Source organism: Mycobacterium rhizamassiliense, from assembly GCF_900157375.1.
Lineage (GTDB): Bacteria > Actinomycetota > Actinomycetes > Mycobacteriales > Mycobacteriaceae > Mycobacterium > Mycobacterium rhizamassiliense.
Map to the genome: position 1 here is coordinate 5768220 of NZ_LT721901.1, position 17091 is coordinate 5785310.

General features: G+C 70.9%; 4 protein-coding genes. All 4 read left to right on the plus strand.

Features of this window, described 5'->3' with window-relative positions; genetic code table 11:
• Nucleotides 1-323 precede the first annotated feature (323 nt).
• From MRAB57_RS29465 to MRAB57_RS27355, 4 genes are read left to right on the plus strand one after another with little or no spacing between them, the layout of a single operon-like run.
• Nucleotides 324-449, plus strand: a complete 126-nt coding sequence (locus MRAB57_RS29465; RefSeq protein WP_281254397.1) for a hypothetical protein — start codon at nucleotides 324-326, stop codon at nucleotides 447-449.
• A complete protein-coding gene (locus MRAB57_RS27345; RefSeq protein WP_077090126.1) occupies nucleotides 446-5203 on the plus strand; it encodes a type I polyketide synthase in 4758 nt (1585 codons plus the stop codon). Before MRAB57_RS29465 ends, MRAB57_RS27345 begins: the two co-directional genes overlap by 4 nt.
• Nucleotides 5203-11715, plus strand: a complete 6513-nt coding sequence (locus MRAB57_RS27350) for a type I polyketide synthase (protein WP_077090127.1) — start codon at nucleotides 5203-5205, stop codon at nucleotides 11713-11715. The genes MRAB57_RS27345 and MRAB57_RS27350 overlap by 1 nt, the downstream gene beginning before the upstream one ends.
• A complete protein-coding gene (locus MRAB57_RS27355; RefSeq protein ID WP_077090128.1) occupies nucleotides 11715-17090 on the plus strand; it encodes a type I polyketide synthase in 5376 nt (1791 codons plus the stop codon). Before MRAB57_RS27350 ends, MRAB57_RS27355 begins: the two co-directional genes overlap by 1 nt.
• The last annotated feature ends 1 nt before the right edge of the window (nucleotide 17091 follow it).

Sequence of the window (17091 nt, forward strand, 5' to 3'; positions counted from 1 at the left end):
TGCGCAAAGTGCGGCGCTGGTCACAGCCCGTTTGCACGCGCGATACGTGCACTTACTGTACGGGCGTACAAAAACCTGTGGATTTTTCAAATACCACCACGTGACGACTCGAAATTGCATACGTTGCTCATCAGAGACGGGTGGTCGGGGGTAACAATCGTCGCAATTGTGGCCATCCGGCTCTAGTGCGCCGACGTTTCCAACTAGCAGCTGCCGTGTGCCAGGGGGGCTCCGCTGAGGGCCCGCGAAAGCCGCTCCACGGGGCGGCGGCCTGGCGCGCGTAGATAGCGCCGACGGCGAAACGGGAAGGTAACGCGATGCGGGTGAGCGCCTCTTCTGCGCTCGGATTGCTGCAGGAGCTGATCGGCCGGCGACCGGGTGCGGCGGCGTCGGCGAACGACGCCCCCAACGGCCACCCGACGAAGTTTGCTGGACGGGCTGCGGCATGACGTCGAGCATCCGGAGCGAGGCCGATCTTCGCCACTGGCTGGTCGACTATTTGGTGACCAACATCGGCCGCACGCCGGACGAGGTCGACCCCGAGCTGTCGCTGTCCGACCTCGGCGTGAGCTCCCGCGAGTCAGTCGTGCTGTCCGGTGAGCTGTCGCAGTTGCTGGGCAGGAAGGTCTCCCCGGTCGAGTTCTGGGAGCACCCGACGATCAACGCGCTGGCCGCCTACCTGACCGCGCCCGCCCCCGACCCGGAATCCGACGCCACCAGCAAGCGCCCGGCGCAGAACTCGCTCGACGAGCCCATCGCCGTCATCGGGATGGGTTGCCGATTCCCCGGCGGGATTTCCGGGCCAGAGGACCTGTGGCAGTTCCTGGTCGGCCGCGGCTGCTCGGTCTCGGAGGTGCCGGAAGGCAGGTGGGCGCCGTTCGACGACGGCTCGCCCGAGGTGGCGGCGGCGCTGGCCCGCACCACACGCTGGGGCTCGTTCCTGCCCGACGTCGACGCCTTCGATGCGGAGTTCTTCGAGATCTCCTCCAACGAGGCGGACAAGATGGACCCGCAGCAGCGCCTGCTGCTGGAAGTCGCCTGGGAAGCCCTGGAGCACGCAGGCATTCCGCCGAGCTCGCTGCGCCGGTCGCAGACCGGGGTGTTCGCCGGGTCGTGCGCGAGCGAATACGGGGCCATCGGTATCGGCGACCTGTGCCAGGTCGACGCCTGGAACAACACCGGCGGCGCGATGAGCATCATCGCCAACCGGCTCTCGTATTTCCTTGACCTGCGCGGCCCGTCGGTGGCGGTGGACACGGCGTGTTCGTCGTCGCTGGTGGCCATCCACCTGGCCTGCCAGAGCCTGCGCACCCAGGATTCGCAGCTGGCCATCGCCGCCGGGGTGAACGTGCTGTTGTCCCCCACGGTATTTCGCGGCTTCGACCACGCGGGCGCGCTGTCACCGACCGGCAAGTGCCGGGCGTTCGACGCGGCCGCCGACGGATTCGTGCGCGGCGAGGGTGCCGGCGTGGTGGTGCTCAAGCGGCTGACCGACGCGCAACGCGACGGCGACCGGGTCCTCGCGGTGATCTGCGGCTCGGCCGTCAACCAGGACGGGCGCTCCAACGGGCTGATGGCCCCCAACCCGGCGGCCCAGATGGCGGTGCTGCGCTCGGCCTACACCAACGCGGGGATGCAGCCGAACGAGGTCGACTACGTCGAAACCCACGGCACCGGAACGCTGTTGGGCGACCCCATCGAAGCGCGCGCGCTGGGCACGGTGCTGGGCCGCGGCCGCGCGCAAGACGCCCCCTTACTGCTCGGTGCGGTCAAGACCAACATCGGCCACACCGAGGCGGCGGCCGGGATCGCGGGCTTCATCAAGACGGTGCTGGCGTTGCAGCGCGGCCAGATTCCGCCGAACCAACGCTTCGAAAGCCCGAACCCGCATATCCCGTTCACCGACATGCGGATGAAAGTCGTTGACACCCAGACGGATTGGCCGCAGACGCGGCACCCGCGCCGCGCCGGGGTGTCGTCGTTCGGCTTCGGTGGAACCAACGCGCACGTGGTGCTCGAGCAGGGCCAGGAGGTCGCGCCCGCGCCGCAGACGACGTCGGATCCGGAGATCTCGACCCTGATCGTCGCGGGCAAGACGCCGCAACGCGTGGCCGCGACCGCGTCGGCGCTGGCCGACTGGATGGAGGGCACCGGGGCCGCCGTGCCCCTGGCCGAGGTGGCGCACACGCTCAACCATCACCGGGCCCGGCAGTCCAGGTTCGGCACGGTCGTTGCCCGCGGGCGCACCCAGGCCCTGGCCGGGCTGCGCGCCCTGGCCGCCGGCCAGCACGCCGCGGGGGTGGTCGGCCCGCAGGAAAGCGACGATGCGGGACCGGGCACGGTGTTCGTCTACTCCGGGCGCGGATCGCAATGGGCGGGCATGGGCCGCCAATTGCTGGCCGACGAGCCCGCATTCGCCGCGGCCGTCGCCGATTTGGAGCCCGTCTTCGTCGAGCAGGCCGGCTTCTCGCTGCACGATGTGCTCGCGGGCGGCAAGGAATTGATCGGCATCGAGCAGATCCAGCTCGGCCTGATCGGCATGCAGTTGACGCTGACCGAGCTGTGGCGCTCCTACGGAGTGCGGCCCGACGTGGTGATCGGCCACTCGATGGGCGAGGTGGCCGCCGCCGTGGTGGCCGGCGCGCTGACGCCCGCCGAGGGGTTGCGGGTGACCGCGACGCGCTCGCGGCTGATGGCACCGCTGTCGGGGCAGGGCGCGATGGCCATGCTCGGCATGGATGTGGCCGCGACCGAGGCGTTGATCTCCGAATACCCGGAAGTGACGCTGGGCATCTACAACTCGCCGCGCCAGACCGTGATCTCCGGACCCACCGAGCAGATCGAGGACCTGATCGCGCGGGTGCGCGGTCAGAACCGGTTCGCCGGGCGGGTCAATATCGAAGTGGCCCCGCATAATCCGGCGATGGACGCGCTGCAGCCGGCGATGCGCGCGGAGCTGGCCGACCTGGCCCCGCAGGTGCCGAGCATTCCGATCATCTCCACCACGTACGCCGACCTCGACACCCGCGCGGTCTTCGACGCCGAGCACTGGGCCACCAACATGCGCAACCCGGTGCGCTTCCAGCAGGCGATCACCGCCGCGGGCGCCGACCATCACACGTTCATCGAAGTCAGCGCGCATCCCCTGCTGACCCAGGCCATCAGCGAGACCATGCAGGTCGCCCAGCACGGAAGCAAATACACCAGCGTCGGAACCCTGCAGCGCAACGCCGACGACACCATCTCGTTCCGCGCCAGCCTCAACACGGTCAGCAGCGCGCCGCCGCAGACGCCGCACCCAGCGGAGCCGCACATCCAGATCCCCACCACCCCGTGGCACCACACCCGCCACTGGATCACCAGCACGCCGCTGCTGCGCCAGGGGTCAGAGTCCTTGCACCCCAACGGTTCCGCGCTGCCCGCCGCCACGGGTACCCCGCTCGACGAATGGTCGTACCAGCTGTCGTGGCCGGCCAAGCCATTGCCGGACGCCAAGATCGACACCGCGAATCGCTGGTTGGTGATCGGCGATCCCGACCTGGCAACCCAGTTGTCGGCGGCCACGCTGTCCCTCGACGACTGGGCTGCTGACCAGGTGGAACTGGCCGAGGCGCTCGGCGATGTCGACCAGGTGTTGTTCGCGCCCGCGGTGGACGGCGATTCGTTCGACGTCGCGCTGGCCTACCGGCTCTTCGACCAGGTGCGCCGGCTCGTCGCGGTGCTGGCGGCCGGCGACTCGTCGGAGAAGCTGGTCCTGCTCACCCGCAACGCCCAACCCGTCTTCGACGGCGATCGCGCCAACCCCACGCACGGGCTGCTCTGGGGCCTCGGTCGCACGATCGCCCTGGAGCACCCCGAAATCTGGGGCGGCATCATCGATTTCGACGCGTCGGTGCCTGCCGCGGTAGTAGCCAGGCAGGTGCTCGAGGAAACGAACAACACCGACGGTGAAGACCAGGTCGTCTACCGCCGCGGCGCCCGCCACGTGGCCCGGCTGCAGCGGCGAAACCTGCCGACCGAATCGCCGGTCACGCTGGACGCCGACACCAGCCAGCTGGTCATCGGGGCCACCGGAAACATCGGCCCACACCTGATCCGCCAGCTCGCGAGCATGGGCGCCAAGACCATCGTCGCGGTGTCGCGCAATCCCGGCCAGCGCCTGCACGCGCTGACCGAAAGCCTTGCCGCGGCGGGCACGAACCTCGTCACGGTGGCCGCCGACGCCACCGACGAAGCCGCGCTGGGCGCGCTGTTCGACCGGTTCGGCAGCGACCTGCCGCCGCTGCAGGGAATCTACTTGGCGGCCTTCGCCGGCCAGCCCGTCCTACTCGGGGAGATGACCGACGACGACGTGCGGGCGATGTTCGCGCCCAAGCTCGACGCCGCCGCGCTGCTGCACCGGCTGACGCTGACGAAGCCGTCGGTGGAGCACTTCGTGCTGTTCTCCTCCATCTCCGGGCTGACGGGATCACGCTGGCTCGGCCACTACGCCGCCACCAGTGGATACCTGGACGCGCTGGCGTACGCCCGCCGCGTGATGGGATTGCCTGCCACGACGGTCAACTGGGGATTGTGGAAATCGCTGGCCGACGTCGACGAGGCCAGCCAGGTCAGCGTGGGATCCGGGCTGCTGCCCATGGACGACGAGGTCGCGATCGGCGCGCTGTCGTACGTGCTGAGCCCCGCCGCCGGAGTGCATTCCGTTGTGGTGGAAGCGGATTGGCCGTTGCTGGCAGACGCCTACCGGGCCCGCGGGGCGCTGCACATCGTCGACGACCTGCTGTCGGCGCCCGGTGACACGACCCTGCCGGAAAGCGAATTCCGCGTCGCGCTGCGCGGGTGCGAGCCCGAACGCCGGCATGCCATGCTGTTCGACCAGGTCGCCAAGCTGGCCGTCAAGGCCATGGGGCTGTCGGCGGGCGAGTCGCTTGATCCCTCGACCGGATTCTTCCAGCTCGGAATGGACTCGCTGATGAGCGCGATGCTGCGCCGCGGGTTGTCGGACGATCTCGGTGAGGCGCTGCCGGTTTCGGTGGTCTTCGACTACCCGACCGTCTACAGCCTCACCGACTACCTGGCCACCGTGCTCCCCGAGCTCGTCGATGCGAACGCCGGTGCGACCGAACCGGCCGCCGACGCCTACGACGAGCTCGATGAGGACGCGTTGCTCGCGGAACTTTCCGAAAGACTACGAGGCTCTTGATGACTGCCCCCACACCGGACCGCCGGGCGATCATCACCGAGGCGCTGCACAAAATCGATGATCTCACCGCGCGGCTGGAGATCGCCGAGAAGGCCAGCACCGAGCCGATCGCCGTCGTCGGCATGGGCTGCCGGCTGCCCGGCGGCGTGGACAGCCCGGAGAAATACTGGGAGTTGTTGCGCGACGGGCAAAGTGGCATCGTGCCGGTTCCCCCCGAACGGTGGGACGCCGACGCCCTGTTCACCGAGGACCACACGGTTCCCGGAACGATCTGCAACCGCGAGGGCGGCTTCCTGTCGGGCTGGCAGCCCCAGGAATTCGACGCGGAGTTCTTCGCGATACCGCCGCGCGAGGCGGCCGCGATGGACCCGCAGCAGCGGCTGTTCATCGAGGTGGCCTGGGAAGCGTTGGAGCACGCGGGAATTCCGCCGCACACCCTGGGTGGCACCCAGACCTCCGTCTTTGTCGGGGTCACCGCCTACGACTACATGCTGAACCTGTCCACCGCGGTGCGACCCGAAGAGCTGGACGCCTATGTGCTGACCGGGAACTCGGCGAACTTCGCCGCCGGGCGCACCGCGTACCTGCTGGGCGCCCGCGGCCCTGCGGTGGTGATGGACACGGCGTGCTCCTCGTCGCTGGTGGCCATCCATCTGGCCTGCCAGAGCCTGCGCTGGCGCGAGAGCGACACCGCGCTGGTCGGTGGGACCAACCTGCTGCTGAGCCCCGGCACCTCGATCGCGTGCTCGCGGTGGGGAATGCTCTCGCCGGACGGCCAGTGCAAGACGTTCGACGCCGGCGCCGACGGCTATGTGCGCAGCGAGGGCGCGGGCGTCGTGGTGCTCAAGCGGCTCTCCGACGCACAGCAAGACGGCAGCCGCATCCTCGCCGTGGTGCGCGGGTCCGCGGTCAACCAGGACGGCGCCAGCAGCGGGGTGACGGTGCCCAACGGCCCGGCGCAGCAGGCGCTGCTCCGCCAGGCGCTGTCGACGGCCAAGCTGACGCCGGCCGACATCGACTACATCGAGGCGCACGGCACCGGCACGCCGCTGGGCGACCCGATCGAACTCGACTCGCTGAGCAAGGTTTTCGACGACCGCGAAGGCCGGGCGCCGCTGGTGCTCGGGGCGGTGAAGACCAACCTCGGCCACCTGGAGGCCGCCGCCGGGATCGCCGGGTTCATGAAAACCGTGCTGGCCGTCGGGCACGGCCGCATCCCGCGGAACCTGAACTTCAACGAGCTCACTCCCCGTGCCAGCGAAGGCGTTTCGCGCCTCAAGATCGCCACCGAGGACATGGAGTGGCCGTCGACCGAACGGCCGCGCCGCGCCGGGGTGTCGTCGTTCGGGGTGAGCGGCACGAACGCGCACGTGGTGGTCGAACAGGCCCCGGAACCGCAGCCCGCGCCGCAGCGCGACCCCGAACCCGCGGTGACGACCCTGGTGGTGTCGGGCAAGTCGGCGCAACGGGTGTCCGCGACGGCGTCGGTGCTGGCCGACTGGATGGACGGCCCCGGTGCCGCCGTCCCGCTGGCCGATGTCGCGCACACGCTCAACCATCACCGGCCCCGACAGCCTAAGTTCGCCACCGTGGCCGCCGTCGACCGCGCCCAGGCCGTCGCGGGTCTGCGCGCGCTGGGCGCCGGCGAGCCCGCCGCGGGCGTGGTGGGCTGCCCCGAGGCCTCCGTAGGGCCCGGCACGGTATTCGTCTATTCGGGCCGCGGATCGCAGTGGGCCGGAATGGGGCGCCAGCTGCTGGCCGACGAGCCCGCGTTCGCCGCGGCCATCACCGAACTCGAGCCGGTTTTCGTTGCGGAGGCTGGGTTTTCGCTGCGCGACGTGATCGCGGGCGGCAAGGAACTGGTCGGCATCGAGCAGATCCAGCTGGGCGTGATCGGCATGCAGCTGGCGCTGACCGCGCTGTGGCGCTCGCACGGGATCACCCCGGACCTGGTCATCGGGCATTCGATGGGCGAGGTGGCGGCCGCGGTGGTGGCCGGCGCGCTGACTCCCGCCGAGGGGCTGCGGATCACGGCCATCCGCTCGCGGCTGATGGCGCCGCTGTCGGGGCAGGGCACCATGGCGATGCTCGAACTCGACGCCGCCGCCACCGAGGAGCTGATCGCGGATTACCCCGAGGTCACCCTCGGGATCTATGCCTCACCGCGCCAGACGGTCATCTCGGGCCCCCCGGAGCAGATCGACGCCCTCATCGAGAAGGTGCGCGGGCAGGAGCGCCTCGCCGGCCGCGTCAATATCGAAGTGGCCCCGCACAATCCGGCGATGGACGCGCTGCAGCCGCAGATGCGCGCGGAGCTGGCCGACCTGGTGCCGCGGCAGCCGACCATCCCGATCATCTCCACCACCTACGCCGATCTCGACGCGAAGCCGGTCTTCGACGCCGAGCACTGGGCCACCAACATGCGCAACCCGGTCCGCTTCCAGCAGGCCATCACTGCCGCGGGCGCCGCACACCACACCTTCGTCGAGGTCAGCCCGCACCCGCTGCTGACCCATGCCATCAGCGAGACGCTGGCCGCGAGTGATAACGACGGTCCTCTCAGCATCGGCACGTTGCAGCGCGACGCGCACGACACCCTGACCTTCCGCACCAACCTCAACGCCGCGCACACCACGCGCCCGCCCGAGTCCGCGCACACCTGCGGCCCACACCCCGTGCTGCCGACCACCCCCTGGCTGCACACGTCGCACTGGTTCACTCCCAGCACGACGTCACACCACGCGCCAAACACGCACCCGCTGCTGGGCTTCGGTGTCACCGACCCGACCAACGGCACCCGCGTCTGGGAGGCCGAACTCAGCCCCGAGCTGCTGTGGCTCGGCGATCACGTGATCGACGACCTCTGCGTGCTGCCCGGCGCCGCCTACGCCGACGTCGCGCTGGCCGCGGCGACGGAGGCGTTCGCGGGAACCGAAGGGCAGCCGTGGACGATCCGCGAGCTGAGCCTGCATCAGATGCTGCAGGTGACCGACGGCACGGTTCTGGTCACGACGCTCACCGGCGGCGAGCACAGCTGCCAGATCGAAATGCGCACCCACGGCGCCAACTCCGGCTGGATCAAGCACGCCACGGCGACGGTGGCGCGCGAGACCTCGTCCGAGGTCCCGGTGGCCCGGCCCGGCGACACCAAAGATGGTGCGGCCGAACTCAACCCCGACGACCTCTACCAGCGGCTGCGCGACGCCGGGCAGCAACACGGGCCGGCGTTCCGCGGCATCACCGGCCTGCACGTCGCCGCGTCCGGCGCCGCCCGGGCCGACGTGCAGCTTCCCTCGTCGGCCAAGGCCGGCTCCCGCAACTTCGTGCTGCACCCGGTGATGATGGACATCGCCGTGCAGGCGCTCGGCGCCACCCGGGCCGCGACCGACCTGGCCGGCGGCCAGAGCGCCCGCCAAACCCTGGTGCTACCAATCCGTTTCGCGGGCGTGCATGTGTACGGCGACGTTGCCGACGGCGTGTGCTCGGTCGGCACGCTGACCGAGACCGACAGCCCGGACCGGCTGCGCGGCCACGTCGAGCTGACCGACGCGCAGGGCCGGCCGCTGCTGGTGATCGACGAAGTCGAGATGGCGGTGCTCGGATCCGCCGCGGGCGCAGCCGAACTCAACGACCAGCTGCTCGCCCTCGCGTGGGAGCCCGCACCGCTGGACAAGCCCGCCGCCAGCCTCGCCGGCGTCCTGTTGATCGGCGAGGCCGCCGCGGACGACCCCCTGCTGCCCGGCCTGCGGTCATCGCTGGGCGATGGCGTCGGCACGGTCGAGGTGGTGTCGCCGACCGACGCGGCGGCGCTGCGCGCGGCGATCGCCCGCACCGATATCGCGTGGGACGGCATCGTCGTGCTCTCCCCGTCACAGACCGTCGACGAATCGCAGACCGACGCGGCGCAACTCGACCTGGCGTTGTCGCGCACGCTGTTGATCGCGGAGATCGCGAAGGCGGTGACGCGCAGGGGCGCCCGCAACAGCCCGCGGCTGTGGATCGTCACCCGCGGCGCCCAGCAGGTCGGCGCCGACGAGCGAGTCACGTTGACCCAGACCGGCCTTCGCGGCATCGCGCGGGTGCTGACCTTCGAGCATCCCGAACTGAAGGCCACCACGGTCGACGTCGAGGCCGACGGCACCGCCTCGCTGGCCGCGCTGACCCAAGAATTGCTGGCCGGCTCCGACGCCGACGAGATCGCGTTGCGCGACGGGCAGCGATACCTCAACCGGCTGTTGCCCGCCCCCATCACGTCGGCCGGCGGGCTCGCCGGCGAAACGCGCCACACCGTCGTGGATCTCGACGCGGGCGGCGCGGTCCGGCTGTCGATCGACGAGCCCGGGCGCCTGGACGCGTTGCGCCTGCACGCGGTGAAGCGGGTCCCGCCGAAGGCCGATGAGGTCGAGGTCCGCATTGCCGCCGCCGGCCTCAACTTCAGCGACGTGCTCAAGGCGATGGGCATCTACCCCACCCTCGACGGCGCCCCGCCGATCGTCGGTGGCGAATGCGCCGGCGTCGTCACCGCCGTCGGCAGCGACGTCGACTCCCTTCGGGTCGGGCAGCGCGTCATCGCCATCGGCCCGGGCACTTTCGGCTCGCACCTGACGACGCTGGCCGACCTGGTCACGCCGATCCCCGACACGCTGGGAGATCCCGAGGCCGCCGCGTCCGGCATCGCGTACCTGACCGCGTGGCATTCGCTGTGCGAGGTCGGACGCCTGGCGCCCGGCGAACGGGTGCTCATCCACTCCGCGACCGGCGGTGTCGGCGTGGCCGCGATGGCGATCGCCAAGATGGTCGGCGCCCGCATCTACACCACGGCCGGCTCGGATGCCAAGCGCGACATGCTCGCCGAGCTCGGCGTCGAATACGTCGGCAATTCCCGGACCGTCGACTTCGCCGACGAGATCCTCGCGGCCACCGATGGCTACGGCGTCGACGTCATCCTCAATTCGCTTCCCGACGACGCGATCCAGCGCGGGGTCGACATCCTCGCCCCCGGTGGCCGCTTCATCGAGCTCGGCAAGAAGGACGTCTACGCCAACGCCACCCTGGGATTGGCGGCGCTGACCCGGAGCGCCTCCTTCTCCGTCGTCGACCTCGACCTGAACCTCAAGCTGCAGCCCGCTCGTTATCGCACGATGCTGACCGAGATCCTCGGACACGTCGCCGCCGGCACCCTGCAGGTGCTTCCCGTCACCACCTTCACCCTCGACGCCGCGGGCGACGCCTTCGCGCTGATGGCATCCGGCCGGCACACCGGCAAGATCGCGGTCTCGATTCCGCAGGGCGGCAGCGTCGACGCGATAGCGGCCGCACCGCCACAGCCACTGGTCAGCCCGGACGGCGGCTACCTCATCGTGGGCGGCATGGGGGGCCTCGGCCTGGTCGTCGCGCAATGGCTGGTGCGCGAGGGCGCGGGATTGGTTGTGCTGAACGGTCGTTCGGCCCCCGGCGCCGACGTGACGGCGGCGGTGGCGGAGATGCAGGCCGCCGGCAGCCGGGTCGAGGTGGTCACCGGCGACATCGCCGAACCCGGCACGGCGGATCGGCTCGTGCAGGCCGTCGAAGCCGCCGGTTTCCGGGTGGCGGGCGTGCTGCACAGCGCGATGGTCCTCGACGACGAGATCGTGCTCAACATCACGGATGCGGCCGCGCGGCGCGTGTTCACCCCGAAGGTCACCGGCAGCTGGATGCTGCATCGGGCCACCTCGCACCTGGACGTCGACTGGTGGCTCACGTTCTCGTCGGCGTCTTCGCTGCTGGGCACGCCCGGCCAGGGCACCTACGCCGCCGCCAACTCCTGGGTCGACGGGCTGGTCTCCTACCGGCGCTCGCGTGGGCTGCCCGCCGTCGGAATCAACTGGGGCCCATGGGCGGAGGTGGGCCGCGCCCAGTTCTTCGCCGACCTGGGCGTCTCGCTGATCACGGTCGATGAGGGGCTGGCGGCGATGCAGCGCGTGCTGTCCGCCGACCGCGGCCGCACCGGCGTGATCCACCTCGACGCGCGGCAGTGGTTCCAATCCTTTCCCGCCGCGGGCGGTTCGTCGTTGTTCGCGAAGTTGCACGACTCGACGAAGTCGGAGCGGCGCGGCGGCGGCGCTATTCGTGCGGAGCTGGACGCGACCGACCCCGCCGAGCGACCGGGCCGGCTCGCGGCCGCGATCGCCGACGAGATCCGGGCGGTGCTGCGCTCGACCGAGCCGATCGGCCACGACCGGCCCATGGAATCGCTTGGCCTGGACTCCCTGATGGCCCTCGAGCTGCGCAACCGGCTGGAGGCGAGCCTGGGCACGACGTTGCCGGCAGCTCTGGTCTGGGCATACCCGACGATCCAGGATCTCGCGGGTGCCATGTGCGAACGCCTGGGCTACGCAACGCTTTCCGATCTTTCTGAGGCCGAGCAGGCAGCGGAGAGCGTCGAGGACGAGCTATCCGATGAGGAAATGGAATTGCTCTCCGACCTCGTTGCGGCGAGTGAACTGGAGACGGCGACCGGGGGCAGTGAGTAATGACAAGTCTTGCCGAACGCGCGGCACAGATGTCACCGAAGGCGCGCGAGGTCCTCGCGCGTGAGCTGGTGCGCGCCGGTACGGCCTTCCCCACCGAGGTCGCCGAACCCATCGCGGTGGTCGGCATCGGCTGCCGGCTGCCCGGGAATGTGACTGGGCCGGAAAGCTTTTGGCAGCTGCTGGTCGACGGTCGCGACGCCGTCGGCGACGTCCCGGCCGACCGGTGGGACGGCGACGCGTTCTACGACCCCGATCCGCAGGCACCCGGGCGGATGACGACGAAGTGGGGGGGCTTCCTCGACGACGTCGCGGGCTTCGACGCCGATTTCTTCGGCATCACCCCGCGCGAGGCCGTCGCGATGGACCCGCAGCAGCGCATCCTGCTCGAGGTCGCGTGGGAGGCGCTCGAACACGCAGGCGTGGCACCGGATTCGCTGAACGGCAGCCGAACCTCCGCGATCATGGGCGTGTCCGCGTGGGACTACACGATCCTCAACCTCGAGCGCAACGCCGAGATCGACGCCTACATGAGCACCGGGAACCCGCACAGCGCCGCGGTGGGCCGCATCTCGTACCTGCTGGGGCTGCGCGGCCCGGCGGTGGCCGTGGACACCGCATGCTCGTCGTCGCTGGTCGCCATCCACCTGGCCTGCCAGAACCTGCGCCTGCGGGAAAGCGACGTGGCACTGGCCGGCGGCGTGCACCTGTCGCTGTCGCCGTTCACCAGCATCGCGCTGTCCAAGTGGTCGGCCCTGTCGCCGACGGGCCGGTGCAAGACGTTCGACGCCCTGGCCGACGGGTTCGTGCGCGGCGAGGGCTGCGGGGTGGTGGTGCTCAAGCGGCTGGCCGACGCCATGGCCGACGGCGACCGGGTGCTGGGCGTGGTCCGCGGCTCGGCGATCAACCAGGACGGCCGCTCCAATGGCATGACCGCCCCCAACGCGGCCGCGCAGCGCGACGTCATCACCACCGCGCTGCGGATGGCCGATGCCACGGCGGACAGCGTGAACTACATCGAAACCCACGGCACCGGAACGATTTTGGGCGACCCAATCGAGTTCGAGGCGCTGGCGGCCACCTACGGCGGCGGCGACGGCCGCTGCGCGCTGGGATCGGTCAAAACCAACATCGGCCACCTGGAGGCCTCCGCCGGCGTCACCGGCTTCATCAAGGCCGTCCTGTCGGTGGACCGCGCCTACGTCCCGCCCAACCTGCACTTCACCCGGTGGAATCCCGCCATCGACCCGTCGGGGACCCGGCTGTTCGTGCCTACCGAGGGCACCGCGTGGCCCGCGGACGGACCCCGCCGGGCCGCGGTGTCGTCCTTCGGCCTCAGCGGCACCAACGCGCACGTGGTGATCGAGCAGGCACCGGCGCCGGCCGCACCGGTCACGCCCCCGCTCACGCCGGTGGTATCCACGCTGGTGGTGTCGGGCAAGACGCCGCAGCGGCTGGCGGCGAGCGCCGCGGCGCTGGCCGACTGGCTCGCCGGCCCCGGGGCCGCGGTGCCGCTCGCCGACACCGCGCACACCCTGAATCACCGCCGCGCCCGGCACAATTGGCGGGGCACCGTCGTCGCGCGCGACCACGCCGCCGCCGCCGCGGGACTGCGGGCCATGGCCACCGGCGCCCCGGCACCCGGCGTGGTGGGCGCAGCCGAGGCCAGCAGCGGACCCGGCACCGTGTTCGTCTACTCCGGTCAGGGCGCGCAATGGGCCGGCATGGGTCGCCGCCTGATGACCGACGAGCCCGCCTTCGCCGCCGCCGTCGACGAACTGGAGCCCGAATTCGTTGCGCAGACCGGCTTTTCGCTGCGCCAGACGCTGACCGACGGTAGCCCGGTCACCGGAATCGACAAGATCCAGCCGCTGTTGGTGGCCGTCCAGCTGGCGCTGACCGCGCTGTGGCGCCACTACGGCGTGACCCCCGACGCGGTCATCGGTCACTCGATGGGCGAGGTGTCGGCGGCCGTGGTGTCCGGCGCCCTGACCCCGGCCGAGGGGCTGCGGGTGATCGCCACCCGCTCCAAGCTGATGGCGCAGCTGTCCGGCCAGGGCGCGATGGCCCTGCTCGAACTCGACGCCCCGGCCGTCGAGGCGCTGATCACCGACCACCCCCAGGTCACGCTCGCGGTGCACTCGTCGCCGAGCCAATCGGTGATCGCGGGCCCGCCCGACCAGGTGGACGCCGTCATCGCGGAGCTGGCCGCCCGCAACCTGCTGGCCCGCCGCATCGAGGTCGACGTGGCCTCGCATCACCCGATCATCGACCCGATACTGCCCGAATTGCGTTCGGCGCTAGCCGGTTTGGCGCCCAAGGCGGCGACCATCCCGATGATCACCACCGCGACCGAGGACCCCGCACCGGTGCTGGACGCCGACTACTGGGCCGCCAACCTGCGCAACCCGGTGCGCTTCCACCAAGCCATCACTGCGGCCGGCGCCGAGCACCACACCTTCATCGAGATCAGCCCCCACCCGCTGCTCACCCACGCCATCACCGACATCCTGGGCGAGGGCAACACCCGCACGCTGGGCACGCTGTCGCGCGACACCGACGACACCGTCACCTTCCACGCGCAGCTCGCCGCAGTCGGGCGCGTCGCGCCGAACACCACCGACGGCCGGCTGGCCGACGTGCCGGTAACTCCTTGGCAGCACACCCATTTCTGGGTGGCCGATCGGTCCGCCATCTCCGACTCGGTGGCCAGCCACCCCCTGCTCGGTATGCATATCGAAGTGCCGTCCAGCCGGGACCACGTCTGGCAGGCCGACGTCGGCACCGAGGTCTCCCCCTGGCTCGCCGACCACAAGGTTTTCGGCCAGCCCACCATGCCGGGGGCCGGGTTCACCGAGATCGCCCTGGCCGCGGCCAGCGAGGCGCTAGGCGTGCCCATGCACGCGCTGTCGATCAACCAGCTCGAGGTCGAGCAGATGCTGACTTTGAACGACCACACCCAGCTGACCACCCAGCTGACCCGCGGCGCCGACGACAAGATCCGCATCGAAATCTATTCGCGCTCAACGGGTAACGACTGGACCCGGCACGCCACGGCCAGGGCCGAGGCGCGGACCTCGGAACCCGCACCCGAGCGGCCCGCCCTGCTCGCCGAGAGCGGCGGAACCCCGATCGACCCGGCCGACGTCTACAGCGGGCTGCGCCAGGCCGGCCAATACCACGGTCCCGCGTTCGCGGCCCTGACGGCGATCCACCGGCTCCCCGGCGGGTCCGTCGAAACCGAGATCGTGCTGCCCGACGAGTCGCCCCGGCATGCCGAGTTCCGGCTGCACCCGGTCATGCTGGACGCGGCCCTGCAGAGCCTGGCCGCCGCCCTCCCCGACGACGAACTCGCCGGATCCACCGAGGCCAGTTACCTTCCGGTCTCCTTCGACTCGGTGCGGGTGTACGGCAACCCGGGCCGGCGCGCGCGGTGCCGCGCCCAGCTGTCCGGTCTCGACGAGGGCGGCGCGGGCAAGCTCGGCAGGATCGTCCTGACCGACGACGCCGGCGTCGTCACCGCCGAGATCAACGACATCTACGTGCGGCGCGTCGAACGGCGCAGCGTGCCACTTCCCTTGGAGCAGAAGGTGTTCGACACCGCCTGGCTCCCGCGGCCCGTCGCCGGCGGGCGGCCGGACACCCCCGGCAGCTGGCTGGTGCTCACCGATGGGCAGCCTCCGGAGGCCGACCAGTTCGTCGCGGGGTGGCGCTCCCCCGAACACCGGGTGGTCACCGCCGACCTGCACGACGAGTCCGCGATGCTCGCCGCCTTCGACGAAGCCACCGGCGACCCCGAACACCCGCCGGTCGGCATCGTCGTCCTCGTCGCGGCCAACCCGGACGTGACCGAGGGCGGCGTCGAGCGGGCGCGGGACCTGATGTGGGCGGTGTCCACCGTCATCCGTGCGGTCGTCGGCGGCTGGCATGGCGAATCGCCGCGGCTGTGGCTGGTCAGCAGGGGCGGCCTGACCCTGGGCGGCGAGCCCGGCCAGCCCGGGATCGGCGCGCTCAAGGGTCTGGTGCGGGTCCTGGCCTACGAACACCCGGAGCTGCGCACCACGCTGGTCGACCTCGACCTCGACGTCAGCGCCGAGCCGGTGGCCGCGCTGAATGCCGAACTGCGGGCACCGGTTTCGGACGTCATCGACGACGTGGTCGCCTGGCGTGGCGGGCAGCGCCACGTCGAGCGGCTGTCGCGCGCCACGATCGGCGAGCCCACCCGCGAGGCGGTCCGCGCTGGAGCGTCCTACATCATCACCGGCGGCCTCGGCGGCCTCGGGTTGGTGGTCGCGCGCTGGCTGGCGGACAGCGGCGCGGGCCGCATCGTCCTCAACGGCCGCAGCGAACCCTCCGAGGAGCAGCGCGCCGTCCTCTCCGAACTGGAGCGCAAGACCGAAATCGTGGTGGTCTCGGGCGATGTCGCGACCGAGGGCATCGCGGACGCGCTAGTGGCGGCAGCAGGCGAGTCGAACCTGCGCGGCATCCTGCACGCGGCGGCGGTGCTCGACGACAGCCTGCTGTTTTCGATGACCAAGGACAGCGTGGACCGGGTGTGGGCGCCCAAGGTCACCGGGGCCCTGCGGATGCACCGGGCCAGCGCTCATTGCGAATTGGACTGGTGGCTCGGGTTTTCCTCGACGGCATCGCTGCTGGGCGGCCCGGGACAGACGTCGTACGCGTGCGCGAGCGCATGGCTGGACGCCCTGGTCGATTGGCGGCGCGCCTCGGGATTGCCGGCCACGGTGATCAACTGGGGCCCGTGGGCCGAGGTCGGTCTCGCGCGCGCGCTGACCGGCGGCCCGCTGGATCCGATCACCCCGGCCGAGGGCGCCGCGGCGCTGCAACCGTTGCTGGCCATCGACCGCGGCCACACCGGTGTCGCGCGGCTACGGCCCGACCGGGCGCTGATCGCCTTCCCCGAAATCCGCAGCCTGGGCTACTTCACCAGCGTGGTCGAAGAACTCGACGCCGCAGGCGACGGCGGCGACTGGCCCGGGCCCGAGGCGCTGGCCGGGCTGGAGCCCGGCGAGGCGCAGGCGCTGATCACCGACCGGCTGCGGGCCCGCATCGCCGCCGTGATGGGCTACGCCGACAAATCGACGGTCGACGCCGGCGTGCCGCTGATCGAACTCGGGATGGATTCCCTGATGGCGGTGCGCATCCGCAACACCGCCCGCGCGGACTTCGGGGCCGAACCACCGGTGGCGCTGCTGCTGCAGGGCGCATCACTGCACGACGTGACGACCGAACTGGTGCGCCAACTCGGCATCGGCGGGCAGACACAGGCAGTCCAGGCCGAGGATGCGGTTCGCGACCGGGCACAGCAGCGCGCGGCGGCGCGCCAACAAGCCGCGATGCGGCGAAAGCGAGGATAGC